Source organism: Polaromonas sp. P1_E11 (assembly GCF_056405995.1).
In genome coordinates this window covers 888,748-912,839 of sequence record NZ_JBFUBA010000002.1, presented here as the reverse complement: position 1 = coordinate 912,839, position 24,092 = coordinate 888,748, and the positions used below count along the sequence as shown (strand labels likewise).

Genomic DNA, 24,092 nt, shown 5'->3' with positions numbered 1-24,092 from the left:
CAACGCATCTGCAAAAATAGTATTCACAGACCCCAGGGCTGTCGCACAGTTGCCGGACAGCGTGCGGCGCCACACAGCTATTCTATGAAACACCCCAGGCCAGCCCTTTTGACACCCCCAGTACCCCTATCTTCCATACTTCGCCCGTCGGCCGTGCGGCACCTGCCCGCGCTGGTGCTGGCACTGTGTCTGGGCACGGCCGCCCTTGCGCAGACGCCCGCGCCGGCATCGGTCGAGCAGTTCACGCTGGCCAATGGCCTCACGGTCATCGTTAAGCCCGACCACCGCGCCCCCACCGTGGCCCACATGCTGTGGGTGCGCGTGGGCTCCATGGACGAGGTCGACGGCACGTCGGGCGTGGCTCATGTGCTGGAGCACATGATGTTCAAGGGAACGGCGAAGGTCAAACCGGGTGAGTTTTCAAAACGCATAGCCGCCCTGGGCGGACGCGACAACGCATTCACCGCCCGCGACAACACGGCCTACCACCAGCAGATTCCGGCCAGCAAGCTGGAAGACGTCATGCGCCTGGAGGCTGACCGTTTTACGGGCAACCAGTGGGCAGACGACGAGTTCAAGCGCGAGATCGAGGTTGTCAAGGAAGAGCGGCGCCTGCGCACCGAAGATTCGCCGCGCGCGATGCTGTATGAGCAGATGACCGCCATGACGTTTACCGCCTCGCCTTACCGGCGCCCGGTGGTCGGCTGGATGAGCGACATCGAGGCCATGACACCTGACGATGCGCGCGATTTTTACCGCCGCTGGTATGTGCCCGCCAATGCCGCTGTAGTCATTGCCGGTGATGTGGATGTCGCGCAGGTCAAAAAGCTGACCGAAAAATACTACGGCGGCATCCCCGCGCGCGCCATCCCGGTGCGCAAGCCGCGTACCGAGCCCGTGCAGGCCGGCGTGCGCCGCATGGACTTCAAGGCGCCGGCCAGCCAGGCCTATGTCAGCATGGTTTTCAAGGTTCCCAAGCTCGAACCGGCAGACCTGGCCGCGCCGGCCGCCGGCGCCAGCCGCGACGCGCTGGCGCTGACGGTGCTGGCCGCCGTGCTGGACGGCTACAGCGGCGCCCGGCTCGACCGCGCGCTGGTGCAGCAGTCCCGTGTGGCCGACAGCGCCGGTGCGTCCAATGGCCTGATGGGCCGTGGCCCGCAGGTTTTCTCGCTCGACGGCGTGCCCGCTGCCGGCAAGACCGCCCAGCAGGTGGCCGACGCGCTGCGCGAACAGGTGGCCAAGGTGGCGCGCGAAGGCGTGAGCGAGGCCGAGCTGAACCGCGTCAAGACGCAGTGGGTGGCCAGCGAGACCTACAAGCTCGACTCGGTCTTCAACCAGGCGCGCGAGCTCGGCTCCCAGTGGGTGCAGGGCCTGCCGCTGGATGCCAGCGAACGCATCATTGCCGCCCTGCGCAGCATCACGGGCGCCGAGGTGCAGGCCGTGGCCGCGAAATATTTTGGTGACGACCAGATGACGATGGCAACGCTGTTGCCGCAGCCGCTGGACCCGAACCGCAAGCCGCGCCAGGGCACTGCGCCTGCCGGTGACTTGCAGCGTTGAGCCGCATCCACGCATCCAAAGAAATTGTTGATCACATCATGATTGCTATAAAAACGATAGCACCTTGCGCTCGTCGCGCGGGTGCTGCAGGCCTTTTTTGCTTGTTTTTTCAATCGCTGGCGCTGGCTGCCCTGCCGATCCAGCACTGGACGCAGCCCAATGGCGCCAAGGTGTACCTGGTCGAAAGCCCGGCGATTGCCATGCTGGATGTGCAGATCGACCTGGACGCCGGCAACCGGCGCGACCCGGCCGACAAAGCCGGCCTGGCCAGCATGATGGCCGGCCTGCTGGAAAAAGGTGTGCGTGCCAGCAATGGCTTGGGGCCGGACGGCATTTGTGGAGGGCTTTGTGTTCCCGAGCCGGCGCTCGACGAAAACGCCCTCAGCGAAGCCTGGGCGGATCTGGGCGCGCAGTTCGGCGCCGGTACCACGTCCGACCGCCTGAGCTTTTCGCTGCGCACCCTGACCGACCCGGCGCTGCTGGACAAAGCGGCAGCGCTGGCCGCCCGTGAGATCGCCGAGCCGGCTTTTCCCGAAGCCGTTTGGCAACGCGAACGTGCGCGCCTGCAGGCCTCGATTCGCGAGTCCTATACCCGCCCGGCCAGTGTTGCCGGCCGCGCCTACACGCCGGCGGTGTACGGCACGCATCCCTACGGCTATGAAGTCACGGAAGAAAGCCTGGCGCGCATCGGTGTGGCCGACATGCGCGCCGCGCATGCTGCTGGCGTGACGGCTTGCCGCGCGCGCATCAGCATGGTGGGCGCGGTGACGCGCGCGCAGGCTGATGCCATCGCCGCGAAATTGCTCTCGCGCCTGCCGAAAGCGGCTTGCGCCAGCCTGCCGCCGTTGCCGGCCGTGGCCGAGGTCGCGCCGCTGGCCGCACCGGTTGAAAAACGCATCCCTTTCGCCTCGGCGCAGGCGCAGGTCCTGATCGGCCAGCCGGGCTACAAACGCTCGGACCCGGACTATTTCGCCCTGACGGTGGGCAATTACATCCTGGGCGGTGGCGGTTTTGTCTCGCGCCTGACGAGTGAAGTGCGTGAAAAGCGCGGCCTGACGTATGGCGTGTCGAGTTATTTCTCACCGGCCCTGCACGCGGGCGCCTTCACCATCAGCATGCAAACCCGGCCCGACCAGGCTGTGCAGGCCGTGGACCTGGTGCGCAAAGTGGTGGCTGACTTTGTGGCCAGCGGCCCGCTGGAGACGGAACTCAAGGCGGCGAAGGACAATCTGGTGGGCGGCTTTGCCTTGCGCATCGACAGCAACCGCAAGCTCCTTGACAACGTGTCGAGCATTGCCTGGAACGACCTGCCGTTGAACTACCTGGATACCTGGACGCAGCAGGTCGACAAGGTCACGGTGGCCGATGTCAAGGCGGCTTTTGCACGCAAGCTGCAGCCTGAAAAAATGGTCACTGTTATCCTTGGCGCCGCACCATGAAGTACACGCCCGCTCCTACCCCAACTCCCGCCACCCCAAAAAAAACGCGCCCTAAAAGCGGCAAGGTGGTGGCTCGCAAAACCGTGCCGCCCGGCGAAATCCGCATCATCGGCGGCTTGTACAAACGCACCAAATTGCCGGTGCCCAGCAAGCCGGGCCTGCGGCCCACGCCAGACCGCGTGCGCGAAACCCTTTTCAACTGGCTGGGCCAGGACCTGACTGGCTGGCGCTGTATCGACGTGTTTGCCGGTACCGGCGCGCTGGGCTTTGAGGCCGCGTCGCGCGGTGCCGCCGACGTGCTGCTGTGCGAGCAGGACCCGGCGCTGGCGCAACAGCTCAAGACGGTGCAGGCCAGGCTCAAGGCCGACATGTGCCGCATCGAGCGCGGCGACGGACTGAGCGCCTTGAAACGCGTCGCGCCGGGCAGCCTGCAACTGGTGCTGCTCGACCCGCCTTTTGAGTCCACCCTGTACGAATCCACGCTCAAGGCCGCAGCGCAGGCCATCGGCCCGACCGGCGTGGTTTATCTGGAGGCGCCCAAACCCTGGACGGATGAGGAACTGCTGCCGCTGGGTTTGCAGGTGCACCGCAGCGGCAAGGCAGGCGCCGTGCATTTCCACCTGCTGGCCGCTCTGGGTACGCCAGCGGGCTGAACCGCCGGCCAGGCCTTGCCCGTCTCGTGGTTACAGGGCGGCAATTGGCGGGTAAAGGGGTGGGGCGGGCATAATTCCTCCTATGGCCACCTCCCGCACCGCTGTTTATTCCGGCACGTTTGACCCGTTCACGCTGGGCCATGACGATGTGGTGCGCCGCGCTGCCGGGCTTTTTGACCAGATCGTCATCGCGGTGGCGACGGCCCATCACAAGAAAACCCTGTTCACGCTGGACGAGCGCGTGGCGCAGGTGCAGGCCGCCACTCAGGGTATTGCCGGCGTCAAGGTGCTGCCGTTTGACGGCTTGATCATGGATTTTTGCGCAGCGCAAAAGGCCTCAGCCGTGGTGCGCGGAATCCGCAACATCACCGACTTTGACTACGAAGCGCAGATGGCGGCCATGAACCGCAAACTGCGCTCCGAGGTGGAAACCGTGTTTCTGCTACCCGACGCACCGCTGCAATGCATCAGCAGCACACTGGTGCGCGAGATCAGCAAGCTGGGTGGCGACATCAGCCAGATGGTGAGCCCGGCGGTGGCGTCGGCACTGGCGGCGGCACACCAAGCCGCAAAGGGGCGCTGACATGGCCCTGATGATCACTGACGAGTGCATCAACTGCGACGTGTGCGAACCTGAATGCCCCAACCAGGCGATCTACCTGGGCAAGGAGATCTACGAGATCGATCCGCACAAATGCACGGAATGCGTGGGCCATTTCGATGAGCCCCAGTGCGTGCAGGTTTGCCCCGTTGCCTGCATCCCCATCAACCCGCAGCACATTGAAACGCGGGAAACCCTGTGGGAAAAATACCAGCGGCTGCAAACCATCATTCCGGTGGTCACAGCCCGGTGACCCGATCCCATCGGGGATGTGGGGTTTTCGGGCCTGGCATGCTCCCGGCAGCACAAATTTATAGCCAAATAGGCCTCTGGGCCAACACTGACGAGCGCAAGCAGCTATAAAAATAGTAGCGCCCCATCTTTTGCGAAGTGGCCCGGAGGGGCTGAATTTCAGTCTTCGATATCCACCTTGCGCGGCGGTTTCGGCCGCGGCGGCATGCTGGTGTGGATCATCATCGTGGCTTTTTCCATCTCGCCCTTGAGCAGTTCGGGCACGGCCTTGATGCAGCGGGCAATGCAGTCTTCAATCGCCACGCGGTGCTCCTGTGAAGGTTTTTTCAGCACCCAGTTGACCACCTCGGCCTTGACGCCCGGGTGGCCTACGCCGATGCGCAGGCGCCAGTAGTCGGCCGTGCCCAGCTGCGCATGGATGTCGCGCAGGCCGTTGTGGCCGGCGTGGCTGCCGCTGAACTTGAGCTTGACCTGGCCGGGCACGATGTCCATTTCGTCGTGTGCCACCAACACCTCTTCAGGCGCGACCTTGAAGAAGCGCGCAAGGGCCGCCACCGACTTGCCGGAGACATTCATGAAGGTCAGCGGCTTGAGCAGCCAGACGTTCTGGCCGTTGAGGGTGATGCGCGCGACCTGGCCGTGGTAGCTCTTGTCCAGGCTCAGCGGGGCTCTCAGCTCTTGCGAAAGGGCGTCGATAAACCAGAAACCGGCGTTGTGGCGGGTGGCTTCGTATTCAGGGCCAGGGTTGCCTAACCCGACAAACAATTTGATCATTTGAAGATTTCCATCCGTCCAATTCTAGGGGCGTGTCTGTCGTGCTTCGCATCCCCGGGGTTGAAGGGGAAGGCTGGCCAAGAAAAACGGCCCTTGTCCTGCAGGAGGACAAGGGCCGCGAGCCTTTTCAGGCCTGAGCGTGAAGTGGGTTAATTACTTCTTGGCGGCAGGCTTGGCAGCGTCGGCCTTGGCGCCGGCTTTGGCTTCCTTGGCGGCAGCAGCTTTAGCGGCTTTCGGATCCACCGGTGCGGCTGCTGCAGCGGCTGCTGCGGCATCGGCCTCGGCTTCTTCGGAAACGGCAGACACCGACACCAGAACCGGGTTGTCCTGGCCCTTGGCCACGAACTTCACGCCCTTTGGCAGGGTGATGTCCTTGATGTGCAGCGGTGAGCCCTTCTTCAGGCCCTTCAGGTCGACGGCGATGAATTCGGGGATGTCGGCAGGGAAGCAGGACACGGTCAGCTCGGTGATCACGTGGTTGACCAGGCAGTTTTCGGTCTTGACGGCCGGAGACTCTTCTTCGCCGCTGTAGTGCACGGGCACTTTCACGGTCATCTTGGTCTTGGCTTCCACGCGCTGGAAGTCGATGTGCAGGATCTGCTGTTTGTACGGGTGCATTTGCAGGTCGCGCAGCAGAACCTTGTGTTCTTTGCCTGCCAGTTCCATCTGGAGGATGGAAGCATGGAACGCTTCTTTCTTGATGGCGTGGAACAACGCGTTGTGATCGATTTCGATCAGCGTGGGTTCACCGGTGCCACCGTAAACAATACCGGGCGTACGGCCGGTGATGCGGAGACGGCGGCTCGCACCCGTGCCCTGCTTTGCGCGCTCAAAAGCGACGAATTTCATAATCAACTCCAATAAAGAACGGACCGCGACCAGTCTCGTTCTGGTTTAAAAAGCTGCTTTTGCCTCATGACAAACATCATGGGGCGAGGGCAGCTACTTTTTGCTTCAGATCAGAACAGGTTGTCCTGGTCCGAAAACAAACTCATGACCGACTCTCCCTTGGCGATTCGCTGAATCGTTTCGGCGATCAACGGCGCCACGGAGAGCTGGCGAATCTTCTTGCAGCTTGCTGCATGGGCGCTCAGCGGAATGGTGTTGGTGATCACCACTTCATCGAGTGCGTCGCCCTGGGCGATACGGTCAATGGCCGGGCCCGAAAAAATCGGGTGCGTGCAATAGGCATAAACTTTCTTGGCGCCGCGCTCTTTCAGCACTTCAGCCGCCTTCACCAGCGTGCCGGCCGTGTCGATCATGTCGTCCATGATCACGCAGTTGCGGCCTTCGATGTCGCCGATCACGTGCATCACTTCAGACACGTTGGCCTTGGGGCGGCGTTTGTCGATGATGGCCATGTCGCAGCCCAGCTGCTTGGCCAGCGCCCGGGCGCGCACCACGCCGCCCACATCGGGCGACACGACCATCAGGTCGGCGTAATTCTTCTGCCGCAGGTCGCCCAGCAGCACTGGCGACGCATAAATGTTGTCGACCGGAATGTCAAAAAAGCCCTGGATCTGGTCGGCATGCAGATCCATCGTCAAAACACGCGACACGCCTACGGCCTGCAGCATGTTGGCCACCACCTTGGCCGTGATCGGCACCCGCGCCGAACGTGGGCGGCGGTCTTGCCGGGCATAGCCGAAATACGGGATCACCGCGGCGATGCGCTCGGCCGAAGCCCGTTTCAGCGCGTCGACCATGATGAGCAGTTCCATCAGGTTGTCGTTGGTGGGTGCGCAGGTCGACTGCACCACAAACACATCACGGGCCCGAACGTTCTGCTGGATCTCGACGGTGACTTCGCCATCCGAAAAGCGGCCGACATGGGCTGCACCCAGTGAAATGCCCAGGTGCTGGGCGATGTCGGAGGCCATGCTCGGATTGGCATTGCCGGTGAAAACCATGAAGTCGGGATGGTGCGTTTGCATGTGGGGCCCAGCTGCTACAAGGACTTGAACGTGGCTGAAATTTTTATCGAAGCAAAATACGCACGGGACAACACGTTGCAACGGGCTTGGCAGTGAGCGCCGCTTGCCTGGCGTGTTTCCAAAAACACACAGACCCGCTGATACACATCACGCGGGTCTGTCAGGAGTCACACGGGCCCGCTCCGGGCGGGACCGCAACACCGGGGCTACGGCCCACGGCGAGTAATTTGGCAGGGGTGGAAGGATTCGAACCTGCGAATGCCGGAATCAAAATCCGGTGCCTTAACCAGCTTGGCGACACCCCTACACAGGACAGTTGTTGTTGCCAACAACAGACCTATAAACTTTTCCATTTATGGTCGCTTGAAAGCGCACTTCAAAGAGCGGTTATTTTACCAACCGGCCAGAGGATGCACCTCCAAATTGCTGCATGTCCGGACTATCCAGTCATCAGGCAAACCTGAATCCGTGAAATCCGTGCCATGCGGCAGTTGCGCAAATACAGCACTTCCGGAGCCGGTCATGCGCCCTTGAAGATGTTTCGTTTTCAGCCAGTCAATCGACTGGCCAATCTGCGGGCATATCTCCTGCGCTACCGGCTGCAAGTCGTTGCGGCCGAATCCGAAATCAACCGATCTCAAAGGGCCTTCAGCATTTGCAGCAAAGCCTTGGATTGTAGCAGTTTCTGTGTCACGTTTGAGCCCTGCCGCGCTGAAAATTCCTGGCGTGGAGGCGCCGGCAGGAGGCTTGACCACCACAAAACGGGCTGGCGGCAGGGCCAGCGGCGTGATTTTTTCACCAATGCCTTCCACCCAGGCGTGGCCACCGGACAGGAAAAAGGGGACATCGGCGCCCAGCGACAGGGCGATGGCTTGCAGTTTTGGGGTCGGCAGGCGCACACCCCAAAGCCGCTGCAGCGCCAGCAGGCAGCTGGCGGCGTCGGATGAGCCCCCACCCATGCCGGCTTCTGAAGGGACGCTTTTTTGCAGGCCGATGTGAACGCCCAAAGGCGTGCCGCAAGCCGCCTGCAGCGCTCTGGCTGCCCGTACACACAAGTCCTCAGCGGGCAAGGCCTGGGATTCGCGGGGGTTGCCCCCGTTGAGTTGGCCAAGGTCTTCCCGGGTGATCCGGCCATCGGGGCGCAGTTCAAAGTGCAGGGTGTCGCACCAGTCGATCAACATGAATGCGGATTGCAACAGGTGGTAGCCGTCGGGCCTGCGTCCGGTGATGTGCAGGAAAAGGTTCAGTTTGGCGGGCGCCGGCACGTCATACAGGGCTTTGAGCGGCTGCGCGGCGTATCGGACGGGGGCGGTATGGGTCGTCATGAACTGGGAGTGCCAAAGCAACAGGAGCCAGGAGGGTGAAGGTACAGGAGGCCTTGCGGAGAAGCCGGGACATCCGTCCCGGAATTATTGGTCAAGGACCACACGCAGGTCGGCTGGGGGTGCCGGCTGCACCCGCCTGGCCGTGATGCGGCCTTCCGCGTAACGCGAAAGGTCTGCAGACCAGCCGCTGACACTGGCATTGTCGCCCTGCAGCCAGGCAAAGAGCGCGGTCACCGGGACGGCCGCACCTGTCGCCTGGGCCATCAGCTCATCCACCGAGGAAAACCGCTGGATCTTGCCATTGCCTGAGTCGAGTACGGCTTCACCGGGCGACCAGCGGAGCACACCCAGCACGCTGCCCAAAGGACTGATCAGCGAGAGTTCGCCGCGCTCGGGTTGGCCCTTGAGCTCGAAGCTGGCCGAAAAGGACTGCACGGGTTCGCTTTGGACCTGCAGGCTGATACGGCCTGTCCGAAGCTCATTTTTTGAGGCATTTGTGCCCGAAAGCCTTTGCGGTTGAGCGCAACCAGCTATCAAAAGAGGAGCAATAGCGCAGGCGCACACCAGGCCCAGACGGACCAGGTGGACACGCAGTGCAGGCAGCAGGACGCGAATTCCCGTCACAGCTTCACGCGCAGGCGCTTGAGCGTCTCGAGCAGGGTCTCGTTTTCGGGACTCAGCAGCCGGCCTTCTTTCCAGATGGCCACGGCGCGGTCACGCTGGCCCGTTGTCCAGAGCACTTCACCGAAGTGGGCCGCGATTTCGGCGTCCGGTTTGGCTTTGTAAGCGGCTTCAAAGATCTTGATGGCTTCCGAGGTGTTGCCCATTCGGAATTCGACCCAGCCCAGGCTGTCCTTGATGAATGGATCGGCGGGCGCATATTCGAGCGCTTTGCGAATCAGATCACGCGCTTCCGGCAGGCGCACGCTGCGATCTGCAAATGAATAGCCCAGGGCGTTGTAAGCGTGGTGGTAGTCGGGCTTGAGCTGGATGACGCGCCGCAGCAGACGTTCCATTTCATCCATCGAACCCAGCTTTTCAGCCATCATGGCCTGGTCGTACAGCAGTTCGGTTTCGTCGGGGTTTTTTGCCAGGGCTTGCGCCAGCACATCATGGGCCAGCTGGTACTGCTTGAACTCACGGAGCAGGCCTACTTCTGCGTTCAATTTCAGTCTTGCGTCCGCAGCGTTGCGTTCGGGGAGCTTGCGGATCAGCTGGCGTCCTTCTTCCAGTTTGCCCTGGCTGGCAAGGATGGAGGCGCGCCGGGTTTGGGCCTGGGTCAGGTCAGCGGAATCTTCAATCCTGGCCAGCCAGCTTTCTGCCGCCGCATAGTCCTTGCGTTTTTCGGCCAATTGGGACAGCGAGAGGTAGGCCTGGGCCAGGCCGCGGTTGCGCTCGCCCTCGGCGGTCTGCTGCTGGGCCAGGGTGACGTAGCGCTCCAGCGAGGTTTGTGCCTGTGCCAGCTGGTTGTCCTGCAATTGCAGGGAGCCCAGCACCAGCCAGCCTTCGGGAAGCTCGGGTTTTTCGCGGGTCACCACTTGCAGCTGGGCGGCGGCTTCGGCGTAGCGCTGGGCATCCAGCAGCGCGCGCGCATAGGCCATCCGCACTTCAGGCAGGGCTTTGGCGTTGCCTTCAAAGTATTTGCGGACCAGATTTTCTGCTTCAGGCTGTTTCGGGTCCATCAGTTCCAGCCCGACCAGGGCCGGGCCTTCGGAGAGCGGGCCTGCAGCCTGCGCGCGCCTGGCTGCCGCAAGCGCGCCGTTGCTGTCGCCGGAGGCCAGCCGCATGCGCCCCACCGTGGTCCAGGCGGCGCTGGCGGTGGCGGGGCTGTTCAGGTAGGTGGCCAACGCTTCTTCGGCCACCGTGCTGGCCAGCTTTTTGTCGGGCACACGCGCGTAAATGCGGGGTACCGCAGTCAATGCCGCAGCACGTTCCACTTCCGGAGCGAGCCGGATTTCGGTTTGCAGCGGTTCGGTCGTGTCGGCAATCCGGTTCAATGCCACCAGGATCTGCAGGACATAACGGTTTGCGTCCCGCGAGGCGGGCTGCTCTGCCTTCCAGGCCTGGGCTGCCTGCAGTGCGGCGTCGCCAGAGCGCGACTGCAATGCGATGTCCGTAGCGCGCTGGTAGAGCTGCGCATCGCCGGTTTTGCGGGCGGCGTCCAGCATGAGCGCAAATCCTGCGGCGGGCTCGCCTTCCTGCAGGGTCATTTCACCCACCAGCAGCTGGTAAAAAAGGGCGCCGTCCAGCTGCGATGATGGAGTCGCTTCCTGTGCGGCTTTGGCCTCGACAAGCGTTGAGGGCGCAGCCAGGAGCGGTTCTTCGGTCTGCGCCAGGACCAGGGGAACAGCCAGCCACAGGCCGCTGATGGCAAGGCCAATTTTTTTCTTCATCGAACCATGATAATTGAAGCTCCACGGCTGCGCTGCCGCTTTACGCCGCGGCCCTGATCCCCGGCCAGCCCATCGCTGCCATCTTGCACCCATGAACCAGCACCCATAGTTACAAAACGATGCCTGAACTGCCAGAAGTCGAAGTCACCCGGTTGAGCTTTGCGGACCGTATCGCCGGCGCCGTCATTGAGCGCGTCGAGATGGGCAAGCCCCTGCGCTGGCCGCTGGGCTGCGCGCCGCACAAGCTTGCCGGCCGGAAGGTGCTGGCGGTTCGCCGCCGCGGCAAATATCTTTTGGTGGACCTGAGCAACGGGCTGCTGCTGATCCACCTCGGAATGTCCGGCAGTGTGGCTTTTGGCGACGGTTTTCCCGCCTTGGGCAAGCACGACCACTTTGAAATGGCCACCAGCCAGGGTACTTTACGTCTGAACGACCCGCGCCGGTTCGGGGCTGTGGTGTATGCCAGCGATGAAGGTGCGCCTGCCGCCCAAAAGCTGCTTGGCCGGCTCGGCGTCGAGCCGCTGACGGACGCTTTTGACTCGGAAAGCTTTCACCAGGCACTGAAACTGCGGAAAACGGCGATCAAGCAGGTGCTGCTGGGCGGGGAGACCGTGGTTGGTGTCGGCAATATTTATGCGTCGGAAGCCCTGTTCCTGGCCGGAATCCGGCCGACCACCCGGGCAAGCCGGATCAGCAAGCCCCGTGCGGCCTTGCTTCACGGGGCGATCCGCCAGGTACTCGCCCAGGCTGTTACAAAGGGGGGGAGCACCCTGAGGGACTTTTCGAATGCACAGGGTGAAACGGGCTATTTCCAGCTAGAGGCCATGGTTTACGACCGCGCTGGCTTGCCCTGCCGGGTGTGCAGCGCGCCGGTAAAGACCCTCCGGCAGGGGCAAAGGTCCACTTTTTACTGTGCGAATTGCCAGAAACCGTGAGTCCGTAGACGCGCCAATGGTTCTTTCGGGTTTGCGATGCTATATTGACCGACACACTTTACGGTAGACCGATGTCTTTTAACGAACAATTTGACCAGCACGGCACGTGGCGGCGCGAATTTGCATTACGCCTGAAACTGCTTGCAGAGTGGATGAAGGACCATGACCTGCTGGATGCTGCGGTTGAGGAGCGCCTGCAGCGACTCGAGTCACAGGTACGTTCCGACAAGGTCATGGTCGCCTTTGTGGCCGAATTCTCGCGCGGCAAGTCCGAGCTGATCAATGCGATCTTTTTCGCCGGTTATGGCCGCCGCATCATGCCGGCGAGCGCTGGCCGTACCACCATGTGCCCGACCGAGCTGGGCTACGACGCGGATGTGCCCCCCTGCCTGCGCCTGCTGCCCATCGAGACGCGCCTGCAGAAGCAGGCCCTCATGGAGTGGCGCGCGGTACCCGAAAAATGGACGCGGATCGATCTGGACGTGAATGACCCGGCGCAACTGGCGCAGGCGCTCGAGAAAGTGGCCGAAGTTCGCCATGTCACCCAGGACGAAGCCCGTTCTCTTGGGTTCTGGCATGACAGCAGCCCGGAAGACAACCCGCGCGTAGGCGCTGACGGCCTGATAGAGGTGCCCAAGTGGCGCCATGCACTGATCAATATTGCGCACCCGCTTCTCAAACAGGGCCTGGTCATCCTGGATACGCCGGGTCTCAATGCCATTGGCGCAGAACCCGAATTGACGGTGAGCCTGATCCCCCAGGCCCATGCCGTGGTGTTCATCCTGGCGGCCGATACCGGTGTTACCAAGTCCGACCTCGCCATCTGGCGCGAGCATTTGATCACCGACGGTGACGGCACCGATGCGCGCCTGGTGGTGCTCAACAAGATCGACACCCTTTGGGATGCGTTAAGCACGCCCGAACAAGTGCAGGCACAGATCGACAAGCAGCGTGCAACGTCTGCTGAAATCCTGGGTCTGCCTGAATCCCAGGTCATTCCCGTATCGGCCCAAAAAGGGCTGGTGGCCAAGGTCACGAGAGACAAGGCCTTGCTGGAAGCCAGCCACCTGCCGGCCCTCGAGCTGGCATTGGGGCAGGGCGTGATGGGACAGCGCCAAAAAATCCTGCGTACTGCGGTGTCGGGCGGTATCAGCGAACTCCGGACCGAAGCGGGGCGGGCCATGCACATTCGCCGGCGCGATCTGGCCGAACAGATGATTGAATTGCGTGGCCTGAGAGGTAAGAACGTCTCGGTGATTAAACACATGCGCAGCCGCATCGAGCAGGAGCAGGCTGAGTTCGACACCAGCGGTTCGAAGATTCATGCGGTACGTTCAGTCCACCTTAAATTGCTTCGTGACGTATTCAATCTGCTCAGCACTCCGACGCTCAAGGCTGAACTGGCCGAGCTGACACATGCGCTGAAGCAGCCGGGCATCAAGCTGGGCGTGAAGAAGGCCTATGGCCAGACTTTTTCGCGCCTTCGCGAGGGACTGCAGAAGTCGCAGATCATGAGCAGTGAAATCCAGTCCATGTTGACTGCCTCGTTTCGCCAGCTTAATGCCGAATTCAGTTTTTCGCTGCAGGCGCCAAAAGAACCCGAACTGATCCGTTATGAGCACGACCTGGAGCAAATTGAGCGCAGCCACTTGCAATATCTTGGTGTGGGCAATGTTCTGAAACTTTCGCAGCCGGAATTTTCCGAGCGGCTGGTGCGAGCCCTGGCCACGCGCCTGCGGGTGGTCTACGAATCCGCCCTTGGCGAAGTGGAGCTCTGGAACAAGTCGGCGGCATCGCAGCTTGATGCACAGTTGCGCGAGCGGCGGCGCAATTTCGGCCGCAGGCTTGAAGCTATCGAGCGCATCCAGCAAGCGGCTTCCGGTCTGGATGAACGGATCGCTGAAATCGATATTCAGGAGCGTGTACTCGATGAGCTGGACAACAAGCTCACGGAGCTGACCTCCCATCTTATGGGTTCTTCAGCGCAGTCCAAGACGCCGGATGGCGCCGCTGCCGCAGAAAATGCCGCAGTGCCCGAGGCTGCCTGAGCGTTGACGCGGGCGCAATCCACCAAGACCCCTGCGGGGCGGAAAACGGTTGCTGTCAAGCAAACGGCCTCGTATCAGTTGCCCGGATTTGCCGGGGAAATTGTGCGCTGGCAGGCTTCGCACGGACGCAACAGCCTTCCCTGGCAGAACACACGTGATCCTTACCGCGTGTGGCTGTCTGAAATCATGTTGCAGCAAACCCAGGTCGCAACGGTTCTGGACTATTACGCGCGATTTCTCTTGCGCTTCCCGACGGTGAAGGAGCTGGCTGCTGCTACCGAAGACGAGGTGCTGGGGTTATGGAGCGGACTGGGTTATTACAGCCGTGCGCGCAATCTGTACCGCTGCGCTCAGGATGTCATGGCATTGCATGCCGGGCGGTTCCCCGAGACGGCAGAGCTGCTCCAGACCCTGCCGGGCATAGGCCGTTCAACTGCCGCAGCCATCGCCTCGTTTTGTTTTGGCGAACGTGTTGCCATTCTGGATGGCAACGTCAAACGGGTGCTCACGCGGGTGTTGGGTTTTTCCGCCGATCTTGCCCAAAGTGCCAATGAGCGTGCGCTATGGGACACCGCCGCAGAGCTGCTGCCCGAGCAGGACCTGCCCGAAACCATGCCACGCTATACGCAGGGACTGATGGATCTGGGTGCCTCGATTTGCGTAGGCCGCCAGCCCCAGTGCCTGTTATGCCCGGTACAAACGCTGTGCCGCGGTTTTGCCGCCGGCGATCCCGGCAAGTATCCCGTGAAGACACGAAAGCTCAAGCGCAGTGCGCTGGCGCTGAGTCTGTTGTGGGCGCAGAAGCCGGATGGTTCGGTCTGGCTTGAAAAGCGCCCCGGCCGGGGAATCTGGGGTGGGCTTTATTGCCTGCCGGTTTTTGAGAGTGATGAGGCACTGACTGCGGATTTGCCGGCTTCCTTGCGGGAAAGGCTCGATCCGCTGCCAGGCTTTGTCCACGTGCTGACGCACAAGGACTTGCACCTGTCGCCTTGGATTGCAGGCTTTCGGGCCGGGCAAACCATGCCCCGGTCTTTGGTTGCGGATGAACGGCCAGGTGCGTGGTTCGGCCCTGCCGAATGGCCTGCACTGGGGCTGCCCGCGCCCATACGCAAACTGCTGGAACGGGACGTCTAGGCAGCCGACCGCGGCGCCGGGGATGAAGCCCCCGCGCTCAGCTTTGTTTGGGGTCAAACGGCATCAAGCTCGCGGTGCCGCTTCAGCGTTCGCCACTGCTGGCCGAAAGCTGCGGCCAATTCCTCGACAAGGTAGACGGAACGGTGTTGGCCACCGGTGCAGCCGATGGCCACGGTCACATAACTCCGGTGGTCACGTACCAGTGCATGCAGCCAATGGCTGAGAAACTGCTCGATATGGCGGAACATGTCGCCCACTTCCGTGTGGGCCTTGAGATAGCTTGCCACGGCCTCATCAAGCCCGGTCAGGTGGCGCAAACCCGACTCATAGTGAGGGTTGGGCAGCATGCGAACGTCAAACACGTAATCCGCGTCTAGCGGCACGCCCCGCTTGAAGGCAAAGGATTCGAACACCAGCGTGAGCTGAGTGCTGGGAGCGGAGATCAGCGACTTTACATAGCCCTGTAGCTGTGATGAGCGGATCATGCTGGTGTCGAGCACGTGGGCCTGCTCGCGCATTTCGCCCAACAACTCCCGCTCCAGCTCTATGGCGTCTACCAATGCCCGGTGCTGGTCGGAGGCGTCAATGCGCGACAGAGGGTGAAGCCTGCGCGTTTCGGAAAAGCGGCGTACCAGCGTTTCGGTGTTGGCATCCAGGAAGAGGGATTGCACCGCCACGCCGGAGGCGCGCAACTGTCGCAGCTGCTGGGGCACCAGGGGAAGCGAGATTGCGCTTCGCACGTCCATGGCAATGGCAACTTTCTGGGCGCCGTGCTGCTGCTCCAGTGCGACGAAGGGCGTCAGCAATTCCGGTGGAAGGTTGTCGACGCAGTAATAACCGGCGTCTTCCAGTGCATGCAGGGCAACCGATTTTCCGGAACCCGACATGCCGGTGATAAGAACCATTTCCAGTGCTGCCATCACTGTCCCAGCATTTCCTTGGCGTGGGCCAGCGTAGTACCGGAAAGCCGCTCGCCGCCGAGCATGCGGGCGATTTCAGCCACGCGCTGTTCCCCGTTGACATGGTCTACGGTGCTGAGGGTGGTGCCGTTTTCGGCCCGCTTGGCAACGACAAGGTGCTGGTCGGCACAGGCGGCTACCTGGGGCAGATGGGTGACTGCCATGACCTGCCGGTCTTTACCCAGTTGTTTCATCAGCCGCCCGACGGTTTCGGCCACGGCACCCCCCACGCCCGAATCAACCTCATCAAATATGAGCGTTTGCGCCTGCCCCAGCTGGCTGGTGGTGACGGCGATGGCCAGCGCGATGCGCGACAACTCGCCGCCGGAGGCGACCTTGCCCACGGGGCGAGGTGTGCTGCCGGCATGGCCTGCTACCAGGAATTCGGCTTGCTCCAGCCCGTGCTGGGCTGGTTGTTCAAGTTTGCTGAGAGCAACGTCAAATTTGCCGCCCTGCATGCCTAGGCCCTGCATGGCCTGGGTAATGGCCTTGGCGAGTTTGGGTGCAGCTTTGCTGCGCGCCTTCGACACCTGCCCGGCTTCGTCCAGGTAGGCTGACTTTGCCTGGCTTTCGTTTTTTTCCAGTTGAACCAGATCGGCGGCTTCGTCGAGCTTGTGCAACTCGGCCCGCCAGGAGGCCAGCAATTCAGGCAGTTCGGCTGGGGTGCGCTTGTAACGTCGCGCCAGGCTGACCCACAGCGAAAGACGTTCGTCGAGTTCGGCCAGCCTTTGGGGTTCCAGCTCGGCGTGCCGCGCATAGCCATTGAGCGAATGCACTGCATCTTCCATCTGGGCCAGAGCGCCATTTAACACCTCGAGGATGCCCTTGAACTCGGGTTCGATGTGTTCCTGGCCTTGCAACGATGCAATGGCCCGTCCCAGCAGTGCAGTGGCGTTCCCGTCGGACTCCTGCAATGCGTCAACGGCGGCCTGTACGGCATCGCGCAGAGCCTGCGCGTTGGACAACCGCCCATGCTGGGCATTCAGCTCGTCCCATTCGGCGGCCCCGGGTGCCAGCTTGTCGAGTTCGCCGATTTGCCACGCCAGTCGCTCACGTTCGCGCTGCAGGCTGTCTTGCGCTTCGCGTGCGTCGTTCAATGTTTTCTGGGCGAGCCGCCATTGTTGCCAGAGGCGTGACAACTCGCCGGTAGAGACTTCCGCATAGGAGTCGAGCAAGCCGCGTACCGCGTCGGGGCGGGTCAGACTTTGCCACGCATGCTGGCCGTGGATGTCCACCAACTGGTCGGCGATGTCCTTGAGCTGGGTGGCCGTTGCCGCGCTGCCATTGATCCAGGCGCGGCTTTTACCTTGCGCGTCTATCGTGCGCCTGAGCAGCAGGGTTTCGCTGCTGTCGAAGCCGGCTTGTTCCAGCCAGGGGGCCAGGCCTGCGGGGCTGTCAAACTCTGCGCTGATTTCGCAGCGTGCGGCGCCTTCGCGAACCACGCCGGCATCGGCTCGAGCGCCCAGCGCCAGTTGTAGTGCATCAATCAGGATCGATTTACCCGCACCGGTTTCACCGGTGAGCACCGAGAAGCCGCCGGACAAATCCAGCTCAAGCTTGTGGACGATGACGAAGTCGCGAAGCGATATGGTTTTGAGGCTCATAACTTGAATCCTGGCCGGTCAGGCCACGCCTTCGTTCCAGTGCAGCTTTCTCCGGAGCGTGTCGAAATAGCTCCAGCCTTTGGGGTGCAGGAAACGCATTTGGTGTTCGGAGCGCCTGACGGTGATGCGGTCGCCATGCAACAGACTTGCCAGCGACTGCATGTCGAAGTTGGCGCTGGCGTCGCGGCCAGAGACGATTTCAATGGTAATTTCGCCCGAGTCCGACAGCACAATGGGCCTGTTGGACAAGGTATGCGGTGCAATCGGCGCCAACACCCAGCCGGCAATCGATGGGTGCAGCAAGGGCCCTCCAGCTGAAAGGGCATAGGCCGTGGAGCCGGTCGGCGAGGCGATGATCAGGCCATCTGCGCGCTGGTTTGCCACAAAGCGGCCATCCACCTCCACACGGAGTTCCACCATGCCGGCGGTCGCTCCGCGGTTCACGACAACGTCGTTCATGGCGGTGGCGCTGAAGACGCACCTGCCGTCACGCACGACCTCGGCCTGCATCATCCAGCGTCGATCTTCTTCATACTCGCCACGCAACATGGGTATGAGTGTGTTCTGGTAGTCCTCAAAGGCGATATCGGTGATGAACCCCAGCCTGCCCTGGTTGATGCCCACCAGGGGGATGCCGAATTGGGCCAGTAGCCGGCCTATGCCCAGCATGGTGCCGTCTCCCCCCACGACGAGGGCGAGGTCGCACTGGGCCCCTATGCCGGCTGCGTCAAGAGTCGGGAACCGGGTCAGGCCGGTGTTGCTGGCGGTGTCCTGCTCGATCGCCACATCGCAACCCTGGGTGCCCAGGAAGTGTGCGATCTCCTCCAGTGCTGACCGGGAACCTTGTGCGTGGTACTTGCCGATCAATGCGACATGGCGAAATTGCGACTTCATCGGCAAATTACATCACAACATGGCAACCGAAGCTTCGTAGAATGGCACCATGCTTGATGATCGTGCCCGATTGCTGCTGAAAGCGCTCGTTGAACGCTACATTGCCGATGGGCAGCCGGTAGGTTCGCGCACGCTCTCAAAGGCTTCCGGCCTTGAACTGTCTCCGGCCACTATACGCAATGTGATGAGCGACCTCGAGGAGCTTGGCCTGATTGTCAGCCCGCACACCTCGGCAGGGCGTATTCCCACAGCGCGGGGTTACCGGCTCTTTGTGGACACGATGTTGACCACCCAGCGCGACTCCTTGTCGTCGTCGGGCCACATAGGTGCGCCGCGACTGGCACCTGATCAACCCCAAAAAGTGCTCAGCAATGCGGCACACATGCTGTCGAGCCTGTCGCAATTCGTGGGTGTCGTCATGGCGCCACGCCGGACGTCGGTCTTTCGCCATATCGAGTTCCTGCGCCTGTCCGAAAAACGTTTTCTGGTGATCATCGTCTCGCCCGATGGCGATGTGCAAAACCGGGTCATCTTCACCGAGGCGGACTACACGCAGTCCCAATTGGTTGAAGCGGCCAATTTCCTCAATTCACATTACGCCGGCATGGCAATCGAAGAGGTGCGGGAGCGCCTGAAGAACGAGGTGGAAGCCCTTCGCGGTGAAATCGCCACGTTGATGCAGGCGGCGGTCAAGGTCAGCTCGGAGGCCATCGAGTCGCGCGACGAGGTGGTTATTTCCGGCGAACGCAATCTGCTGGCCGTCAGCGACTTTTCCGGTGACATGGGTAACCTGCGCAAGCTCTTTGATCTCTTCGAGCAAAAGGCGCAACTTATGCGGCTCCTCGATGTTTCGAGCCGCGCCGAGGGAGTCCGGATTTACATCGGCGGCGAAAGCCAGGTGATTCCGTATCAGGAACTGTCTGTGGTGACGGCCCCTTATGAAGTCGACGGACAGGTCGTGGGAACCCTGGGCGTGATAGGGCCGATGCGTATGCCTTACGAAAAAATGATCCAGATTGTCGACATCACCTCCAAGCTGGTGAGCACCGCGCTCAGCCATAGCAAGTAGGCCCTTACAATCGATCCCTTGAGTGGGGCGTTAGCTCAGTTGGTTAGAGCAGAGGACTCATAATCCTTTGGTCGAGTGTTCAAGTCACTCACGCCCTACCATTTAAATAAGCTATAATTTGAGGCTTAGCGGCTGTAGCTCAGTTGGATAGAGTACTTGGCTACGAACCAAGGGGTCGTGGGTTCAATTCCTGCCAGCCGCACCACTTTCTTAAGTGATTTCAATAGCTTAGAGGCTCATCCCTCTAGGCTATTTTTCTTTCCGGGGCCCACTTTTAGGGGCCTTTTTCATACCGCTGCCAGTGCGATAGTGGTTTTCCTGGGGCTGGGCGGCGCCGGACGGGCTGTACGCCCAACAAGAGCTCCGCTATTCTGGAAGCCTAATTCCGGAGGAGAAACATGGGATCACTGAATGTAGAGGACCACGGCGAGTGGCTCAGTTTTGGCTTGTCATACGCGGGCAGCACCATCCCCGTGAGGATTTCGCGCGAGGCGATGGAGGAGTTCTTCGGCGCCGCGCCTGGGCCGGATTCCCTGAAAAAAGCGTATGAACAGGATGCTGAAATGATTCACGCCCGGGCCACAGATCTGGTCGTGGCAGGTGTGAGCTACACGCCTGAAAATCCCCTCGTGCTGAAAATGGAAGATTTTTAGGTGCATTCATGGCCGGCAGCCATGAATGCTATGGTGGCCGGAGCATGAACAAAGCCTTTACCAAAGAAACTGAGCCGGAGGACGACGAGCTGACGCTCGCGCCCCTGCCTGCAGGCGGCAAAAACTACATCACTCCGCAGGGCTACGAGCACCTGCGCAGCGAACTTCTGGACCTGATCGACAGCGAACGGCCCAAAATGGTGGAAATCGTTCATTGGGCTGCCAGCAATGGGGATCGCTCCGAAAACGGCGACTACCACTACGGCAAAAAGCGCCTGCGGGAAATCGACCGACGAATCCGGTTTTTGACGCAGAGACTGGAAATTGCGGAAATCAGCAACCCGTCGGTGCACCACGGTAGCGACCAGGTGTTTTTCGGCGCGACAGTGGCTTACGCCGATGGCGAAGGAGTCGAACGGGTCGTGACGATTCTCGGCATTGACGAAGCCAACAGCGCCCTGGGGCAAATCAGCTGGATATCTCCCGTTGCCAGAGCGCTGCTCAAATCGCGTGTTCGCGATGAAGTGAGTCTCGTGACTCCGCAGGGTGTACAGACGCTCGAGGTACTGAAAGTGGAGTATCCCGCACCGGACAAGTCGACAGCTGATTAGCCGGACGATTTGGCGCGTTGCACCCGCAGCACGGAAGGTGTGCGTTTCACGCTGCGCAAGGCGGAAGCCAGGTGGATGCGGTCGCGCACGGCCACGCCGAAGCGCAGGTCCGTGGCGTCATGCGAAGGCTCTTGGCCCATGTCGACATGGGTAATGTCCGCCTCGGCGCTGGCCAATGCAGCCGCCACTCGCGCCAGGACCCCTTTCCCATTGGAGACGGTGACCAGGAGGTTTGTTTCAAACGTGCGCACCGGCTCGTCTGACCAGTCCACGGCGATAAAACGCTCGCTGTCACGGTGCTGCAGTCGCTTGGCGACAGCGCAGTCATCGGTATGTATCACCAGACCTTCACCGCGCCCCAGGTAGCCCACGATGCCGTCGCCAGGAATCGGGCGGCAACAGGGGGCAAACTGCACGGAGGCGCCTTCGCTTCCATCGATCACCAGCGCGCCTTGCGACACAGACTCATGGGCGGTGTAGCGTTCGCGGCTCATGAGCAGGGCATTGGGTTTTTCACCGTTTTCGGCAAGAAGGGTGACGATGCGCTTGGCCACCATGCTGGCGATCCGTTTGCCCAGCCCGATGTCGGTCAGCAGATCGGCACGTGACCGGTTGCCGGTAAAACGCAGGATCTTTTCCCAGGTGGCGTGGTGGGCCTCATCGTCGTCGGGGAGACGTTCGCGTTCGATGCCCTCGGCACGCAACGCCTGTGCGAGCATTTTCTCGCCCAGATCCTGCGACTCGGAAAGCGCCATGGTTTTCAGATGGTGGCGTATTTTGGAGCGGGCTTTCCCCGTGCGTACGAATCCCAGCCAGCCGGGGTTGGGGCTGGAGACCGAAGCCGTGATGATTTCGATCACGTCGCCGTTATGCAACTCGGACCGAAGCGGCACCTGCTCGCCGTTGACTTTGGCCGCCACGGCGCGGTGCCCCACGTCACTGTGAATGGCGTAAGCAAAGTCCACGATGGTCGCGCCACGCGGCATGGCCATGATCTGGCTTTTCGGCGTGAACACATAGACCGCCTCAGGAAACAGGTCAATCTTGACGTGGTCCCAGAACTCGGCCGCATCGCGCGTTTCCTGCTGGATGTCGAGCAGCGATTGCAGCCACTGGGTCCCCAGCCGCTGCGAAGCGTCGCCATCCGGGTCGGTGGCCTTGTAAAGCCAGTGCGCTGCGACCCCGGATTCCGCCACCACATGCATGGCTTCGGTGCGCATCTGGAACTCGATGTTGGTACCGAAGGGGCCAACCAGTGTGGTGTGCAGTGACTGGTAACCGTTGATCTTCGGGATTGCGATGTAGTCCTTGAACTTTCCGGGCAGGGGTTTGTAGAGCTGGTGCAACACCCCCATGGCCGTGTAGCAGGTCGTCAGGTCTTTCACGATCACCCGAAACCCATAGAGATCGGTCACCTGGGCAAACGAAAGGTGCTTTTCATCCATCTTGCGGTAGATGGAGTACAGCGTCTTTTCTCGTCCCGAGATCATCACCGGCACATGGGCGCCGGTAAAGGCCGATTCGACCTCTCCCTGCACCCGCTTGATCACGTCGCGTCGGCGGCCGCGGGCCTTCTGCAGCGCCTTGGTCAAGGTGGCGTAGCGCCAGGGGTGCAGGTGCTGGAAGGAAAGGTCCTGCAATTCCCGGTAGGTCGTGTTCAGGCCCAGGCGGTGGGCGATGGGCGCGTAAATGTCCAGGGTTTCGCGCGAGATCCGGGTCCATTTGGCGCGCGGGACATCGCCCAGCGTGCGCATGTTATGCGTCCGGTCAGCCAGCTTGATCAGGATGACCCGCACGTCGCGTGCCATGGCCAGCAGCATCTTGCGGAAAGACTCCGCCTGGTTTTCTTCCCGGGTGTTGAATTCCAGCTTTTCGAGTTTGGTCAGCCCGTCCACCAGTTCAGCCACCGGCGCGCCGAAACGCTCGATCAGCTCGGGCTTGGTGACACCGCAGTCTTCAATGGCGTCATGCAGCAGGGCGGCCATGAGCGCCTGGGCATCCAGCTTCCACTCGGCGCATTGTTGTGCGACGGCTATAGGGTGGGTGATATAGGGTTCGCCGCTGTTGCGCAGCTGGCCCAGGTGGGCCTCATCTGCAAAGCGATAGGCGCGCCGGACATTGTCAATGTCGGCAGCGCTCATGTAGTCGAGTTTCGCCGTGAGCGCAGCAAAGCTTGCCGCTGCTGCGTTGGCGGCGGCGGGGGTCGACTTGCTGGAAACAACAGGCGAAAGCATGGCGCTCATGCCTTAAATGTATCGCGGCATGAATAAATCGTAAAAAAAATGGACTTTATGACGCCATAAATGCAAAAAGCACCGCGTTGCGGTGCTTTTTTGCGTTGCCAGAGTTGACTCAGGAGGGCACTTTTTTCAGCATTTCAAGGCCGATCTTGCCTTCTGCTATCTCGCGCAGAGCGGTGACGCCAGGTTTGTTCTTGCTTTCAATCTTGGCGGCGTGCCCTTGGCTGAGCATGCGTGCACGATAGGTGGCAGCCAGAACCAGCTGGAAGCGGTTCGGGATTTTTTCGAGGCAGTCTTCAACGGTAATGCGGGCCATGGTGATCTCCGGTGTGATCGATAACGGGTAAAGCGGTGAAATCAGGGAATTTGAAGGGCCTGGAAGGTTTCGGCGCGGGCTCGCCGCTGGGCCGAAAACTTGAGCCGTTGGGCATGCACAATGGTTTTCAGGTCGAAAACTGCCCGCTCAAATAACTCGTTAATTATAACGAAGTCGAATTCGCGGGCCTGGGCCATCTCGGTGGCCGCGTTTTTGAGCCGCAATTCGATGACTTCGGCACTGTCTTCGCCCCGCCGCTGCAGGCGCGAGCGCAACTCTTCCCAGCTTGGCGGGAGTATGAAAATCAGCACCGCATTGGCAAAAATCCGTTTGATGTTGATCGCACCCTGAAAATCTATTTCCAGAATCACGTCGGCGCCGGTGGCGATTCGCTCTTCAATGGTCTGCCGCGAGGTGCCGTAGCGGTGGCCGTGCACATGTGCCCATTCCAGGAAGGAGTCACGCAGCACCATGCCGTCAAAATCCTCGGGCGAGAGAAAAAAGTACTCCCTGCCGTGCTTTTCCTGGCCGCGCGGAGGGCGTGTGGTGTGTGACACTGCGGGCTGGATGCGTGAATCCAGTTCCAGAAGGGCTTTGACCAGGCTGGATTTGCCGGCCCCGCTGGGGGCGGCTACAACAAAGAGGTTTCCGGGGTAGTCCATGCGTCCTGGGCGGTAATTTTGGTGTTTTAGGCTAGG

Annotated in this window: 23 protein-coding genes and 3 tRNA genes; 13 read left to right on the top strand and 13 right to left on the bottom strand. The window is 61.3% G+C overall.

Annotated features, from left to right (window positions below; genetic code table 11):
* Positions 1 to 84 precede the first annotated feature (84 nt).
* From AC1D11_RS11840 to AC1D11_RS11820, 5 genes are all read left to right on the top strand, one after another.
* A complete protein-coding gene (locus tag AC1D11_RS11840) occupies positions 85 to 1,560 on the top strand; it encodes a M16 family metallopeptidase (protein ID WP_477649590.1) in 1,476 nt (491 codons plus the stop codon).
* A 38-nt stretch (positions 1,561 to 1,598) separates the two neighbouring features.
* Entirely contained in the window at positions 1,599 to 2,999 is a 1,401-nt protein-coding gene (locus AC1D11_RS11835; protein ID WP_477649591.1) for a M16 family metallopeptidase, read from the top strand.
* Entirely contained in the window at positions 2,996 to 3,652 is a 657-nt protein-coding gene (gene rsmD / locus AC1D11_RS11830) for a 16S rRNA (guanine(966)-N(2))-methyltransferase RsmD (RefSeq protein ID WP_477649592.1), read from the top strand. The genes AC1D11_RS11835 and rsmD overlap by 4 nt, the downstream gene beginning before the upstream one ends.
* Before the next feature lie 82 nt (positions 3,653 to 3,734).
* Complete coding sequence (coaD, locus tag AC1D11_RS11825; RefSeq protein WP_477649593.1) at positions 3,735 to 4,235, top strand: pantetheine-phosphate adenylyltransferase; 501 nt, start codon at positions 3,735 to 3,737, stop codon at positions 4,233 to 4,235.
* A 1-nt stretch (position 4,236) separates the two neighbouring features.
* Entirely contained in the window at positions 4,237 to 4,506 is a 270-nt protein-coding gene (locus AC1D11_RS11820) for a YfhL family 4Fe-4S dicluster ferredoxin (protein ID WP_477649594.1), read from the top strand.
* Between the two features lie 158 nt (positions 4,507 to 4,664).
* Here AC1D11_RS11820 and pth read toward each other — a convergent pair whose 3' ends face one another.
* The 7 genes from pth to AC1D11_RS11785 form a co-directional block, all read right to left on the bottom strand.
* Positions 4,665 to 5,279 carry an aminoacyl-tRNA hydrolase gene (gene pth, locus AC1D11_RS11815; protein ID WP_477649595.1) on the bottom strand — a complete coding sequence of 205 codons (615 nt, stop codon included), beginning with the start codon at positions 5,277 to 5,279 and terminating at the stop codon, positions 4,665 to 4,667.
* Positions 5,280 to 5,432: 153 nt separating this feature from the next.
* Complete coding sequence (locus tag AC1D11_RS11810; protein WP_431098044.1) at positions 5,433 to 6,128, bottom strand: 50S ribosomal protein L25/general stress protein Ctc; 696 nt, start codon at positions 6,126 to 6,128, stop codon at positions 5,433 to 5,435.
* Positions 6,129 to 6,238: 110 nt separating this feature from the next.
* The gene (locus tag AC1D11_RS11805) at positions 6,239 to 7,213 is read right to left on the bottom strand and encodes a ribose-phosphate pyrophosphokinase (protein WP_457282195.1); all 975 of its coding nucleotides are present in this window, start codon (positions 7,211 to 7,213) and stop codon (positions 6,239 to 6,241) included.
* A gap of 228 nt (positions 7,214 to 7,441) precedes the next feature.
* Positions 7,442 to 7,518 (bottom strand) — tRNA-Gln (locus AC1D11_RS11800).
* Positions 7,519 to 7,605: 87 nt separating this feature from the next.
* Positions 7,606 to 8,538 carry a 4-(cytidine 5'-diphospho)-2-C-methyl-D-erythritol kinase gene (ispE, locus tag AC1D11_RS11795; protein WP_477649596.1) on the bottom strand — a complete coding sequence of 311 codons (933 nt, stop codon included), beginning with the start codon at positions 8,536 to 8,538 and terminating at the stop codon, positions 7,606 to 7,608.
* 84 nt (positions 8,539 to 8,622) lie between these two features.
* Entirely contained in the window at positions 8,623 to 9,102 is a 480-nt protein-coding gene (locus AC1D11_RS11790; RefSeq protein ID WP_477651229.1) for an outer membrane lipoprotein LolB, read from the bottom strand.
* Positions 9,103 to 9,158: 56 nt separating this feature from the next.
* On the bottom strand, positions 9,159 to 10,931 hold the full coding sequence (locus AC1D11_RS11785) for a tetratricopeptide repeat protein (protein WP_477649598.1): 1,773 nt from the start codon (positions 10,929 to 10,931) through the stop codon (positions 9,159 to 9,161).
* Positions 10,932 to 11,050: 119 nt separating this feature from the next.
* Here AC1D11_RS11785 and mutM point away from each other — a divergent pair, with 119 nt between their 5' ends.
* The 3 genes from mutM to mutY all read left to right on the top strand — a co-directional run bounded on the left by mutM (position 11,051) and on the right by mutY (position 15,048).
* Entirely contained in the window at positions 11,051 to 11,866 is an 816-nt protein-coding gene (gene mutM / locus AC1D11_RS11780) for a bifunctional DNA-formamidopyrimidine glycosylase/DNA-(apurinic or apyrimidinic site) lyase (RefSeq protein ID WP_477649599.1), read from the top strand.
* Positions 11,867 to 11,937: 71 nt separating this feature from the next.
* On the top strand, positions 11,938 to 13,914 hold the full coding sequence (locus AC1D11_RS11775; protein WP_477649600.1) for a dynamin family protein: 1,977 nt from the start codon (positions 11,938 to 11,940) through the stop codon (positions 13,912 to 13,914).
* Positions 13,915 to 13,992: 78 nt separating this feature from the next.
* On the top strand, positions 13,993 to 15,048 hold the full coding sequence (gene mutY / locus AC1D11_RS11770; protein WP_477649601.1) for an A/G-specific adenine glycosylase: 1,056 nt from the start codon (positions 13,993 to 13,995) through the stop codon (positions 15,046 to 15,048).
* A gap of 53 nt (positions 15,049 to 15,101) precedes the next feature.
* Here mutY and rapZ read toward each other — a convergent pair whose 3' ends face one another.
* From rapZ to AC1D11_RS11755, 3 genes are read right to left on the bottom strand one after another with little or no spacing between them, the layout of a single operon-like run.
* Positions 15,102 to 15,968 carry an RNase adapter RapZ gene (gene rapZ / locus AC1D11_RS11765; protein ID WP_477649602.1) on the bottom strand — a complete coding sequence of 289 codons (867 nt, stop codon included), beginning with the start codon at positions 15,966 to 15,968 and terminating at the stop codon, positions 15,102 to 15,104.
* Positions 15,968 to 17,611 carry a DNA repair protein RecN gene (recN, locus tag AC1D11_RS11760; RefSeq protein ID WP_477649603.1) on the bottom strand — a complete coding sequence of 548 codons (1,644 nt, stop codon included), beginning with the start codon at positions 17,609 to 17,611 and terminating at the stop codon, positions 15,968 to 15,970. Before recN ends, rapZ begins: the two co-directional genes overlap by 1 nt.
* Before the next feature lie 18 nt (positions 17,612 to 17,629).
* The gene (locus AC1D11_RS11755) at positions 17,630 to 18,505 is read right to left on the bottom strand and encodes an NAD kinase (RefSeq protein ID WP_477649604.1); all 876 of its coding nucleotides are present in this window, start codon (positions 18,503 to 18,505) and stop codon (positions 17,630 to 17,632) included.
* A 49-nt stretch (positions 18,506 to 18,554) separates the two neighbouring features.
* Here AC1D11_RS11755 and hrcA point away from each other — a divergent pair, with 49 nt between their 5' ends.
* The 5 genes from hrcA (at position 18,555) to greB (ending at position 20,838) form a co-directional block, all read left to right on the top strand.
* Positions 18,555 to 19,574 carry a heat-inducible transcriptional repressor HrcA gene (hrcA, locus tag AC1D11_RS11750; RefSeq protein ID WP_477649605.1) on the top strand — a complete coding sequence of 340 codons (1,020 nt, stop codon included), beginning with the start codon at positions 18,555 to 18,557 and terminating at the stop codon, positions 19,572 to 19,574.
* A gap of 24 nt (positions 19,575 to 19,598) precedes the next feature.
* Positions 19,599 to 19,675: transfer RNA gene (locus AC1D11_RS11745), tRNA-Ile, on the top strand.
* A 27-nt stretch (positions 19,676 to 19,702) separates the two neighbouring features.
* Positions 19,703 to 19,779 (top strand) — tRNA-Arg (locus AC1D11_RS11740).
* 193 nt (positions 19,780 to 19,972) lie between these two features.
* A complete protein-coding gene (locus tag AC1D11_RS11735) occupies positions 19,973 to 20,227 on the top strand; it encodes a hypothetical protein (RefSeq protein WP_477649606.1) in 255 nt (84 codons plus the stop codon).
* 44 nt (positions 20,228 to 20,271) lie between these two features.
* On the top strand, positions 20,272 to 20,838 hold the full coding sequence (greB, locus tag AC1D11_RS11730) for a transcription elongation factor GreB (protein ID WP_477649607.1): 567 nt from the start codon (positions 20,272 to 20,274) through the stop codon (positions 20,836 to 20,838).
* Here the strand turns inward: greB and AC1D11_RS11725 are convergent.
* The 3 genes from AC1D11_RS11725 to gmk form a co-directional block, all read right to left on the bottom strand.
* The gene (locus AC1D11_RS11725; protein WP_477651218.1) at positions 20,835 to 23,081 is read right to left on the bottom strand and encodes a RelA/SpoT family protein; all 2,247 of its coding nucleotides are present in this window, start codon (positions 23,079 to 23,081) and stop codon (positions 20,835 to 20,837) included. The genes greB and AC1D11_RS11725 overlap by 4 nt on opposite strands.
* Before the next feature lie 109 nt (positions 23,082 to 23,190).
* Entirely contained in the window at positions 23,191 to 23,394 is a 204-nt protein-coding gene (gene rpoZ / locus AC1D11_RS11720; RefSeq protein WP_011482283.1) for a DNA-directed RNA polymerase subunit omega, read from the bottom strand.
* A gap of 41 nt (positions 23,395 to 23,435) precedes the next feature.
* Positions 23,436 to 24,056: a guanylate kinase gene (gmk, locus tag AC1D11_RS11715; protein ID WP_477651217.1), complete on the bottom strand. Its 621-nt coding sequence runs from the start codon at positions 24,054 to 24,056 to the stop codon at positions 23,436 to 23,438.
* Between the last annotated feature and the right edge of the window lie 36 nt (positions 24,057 to 24,092).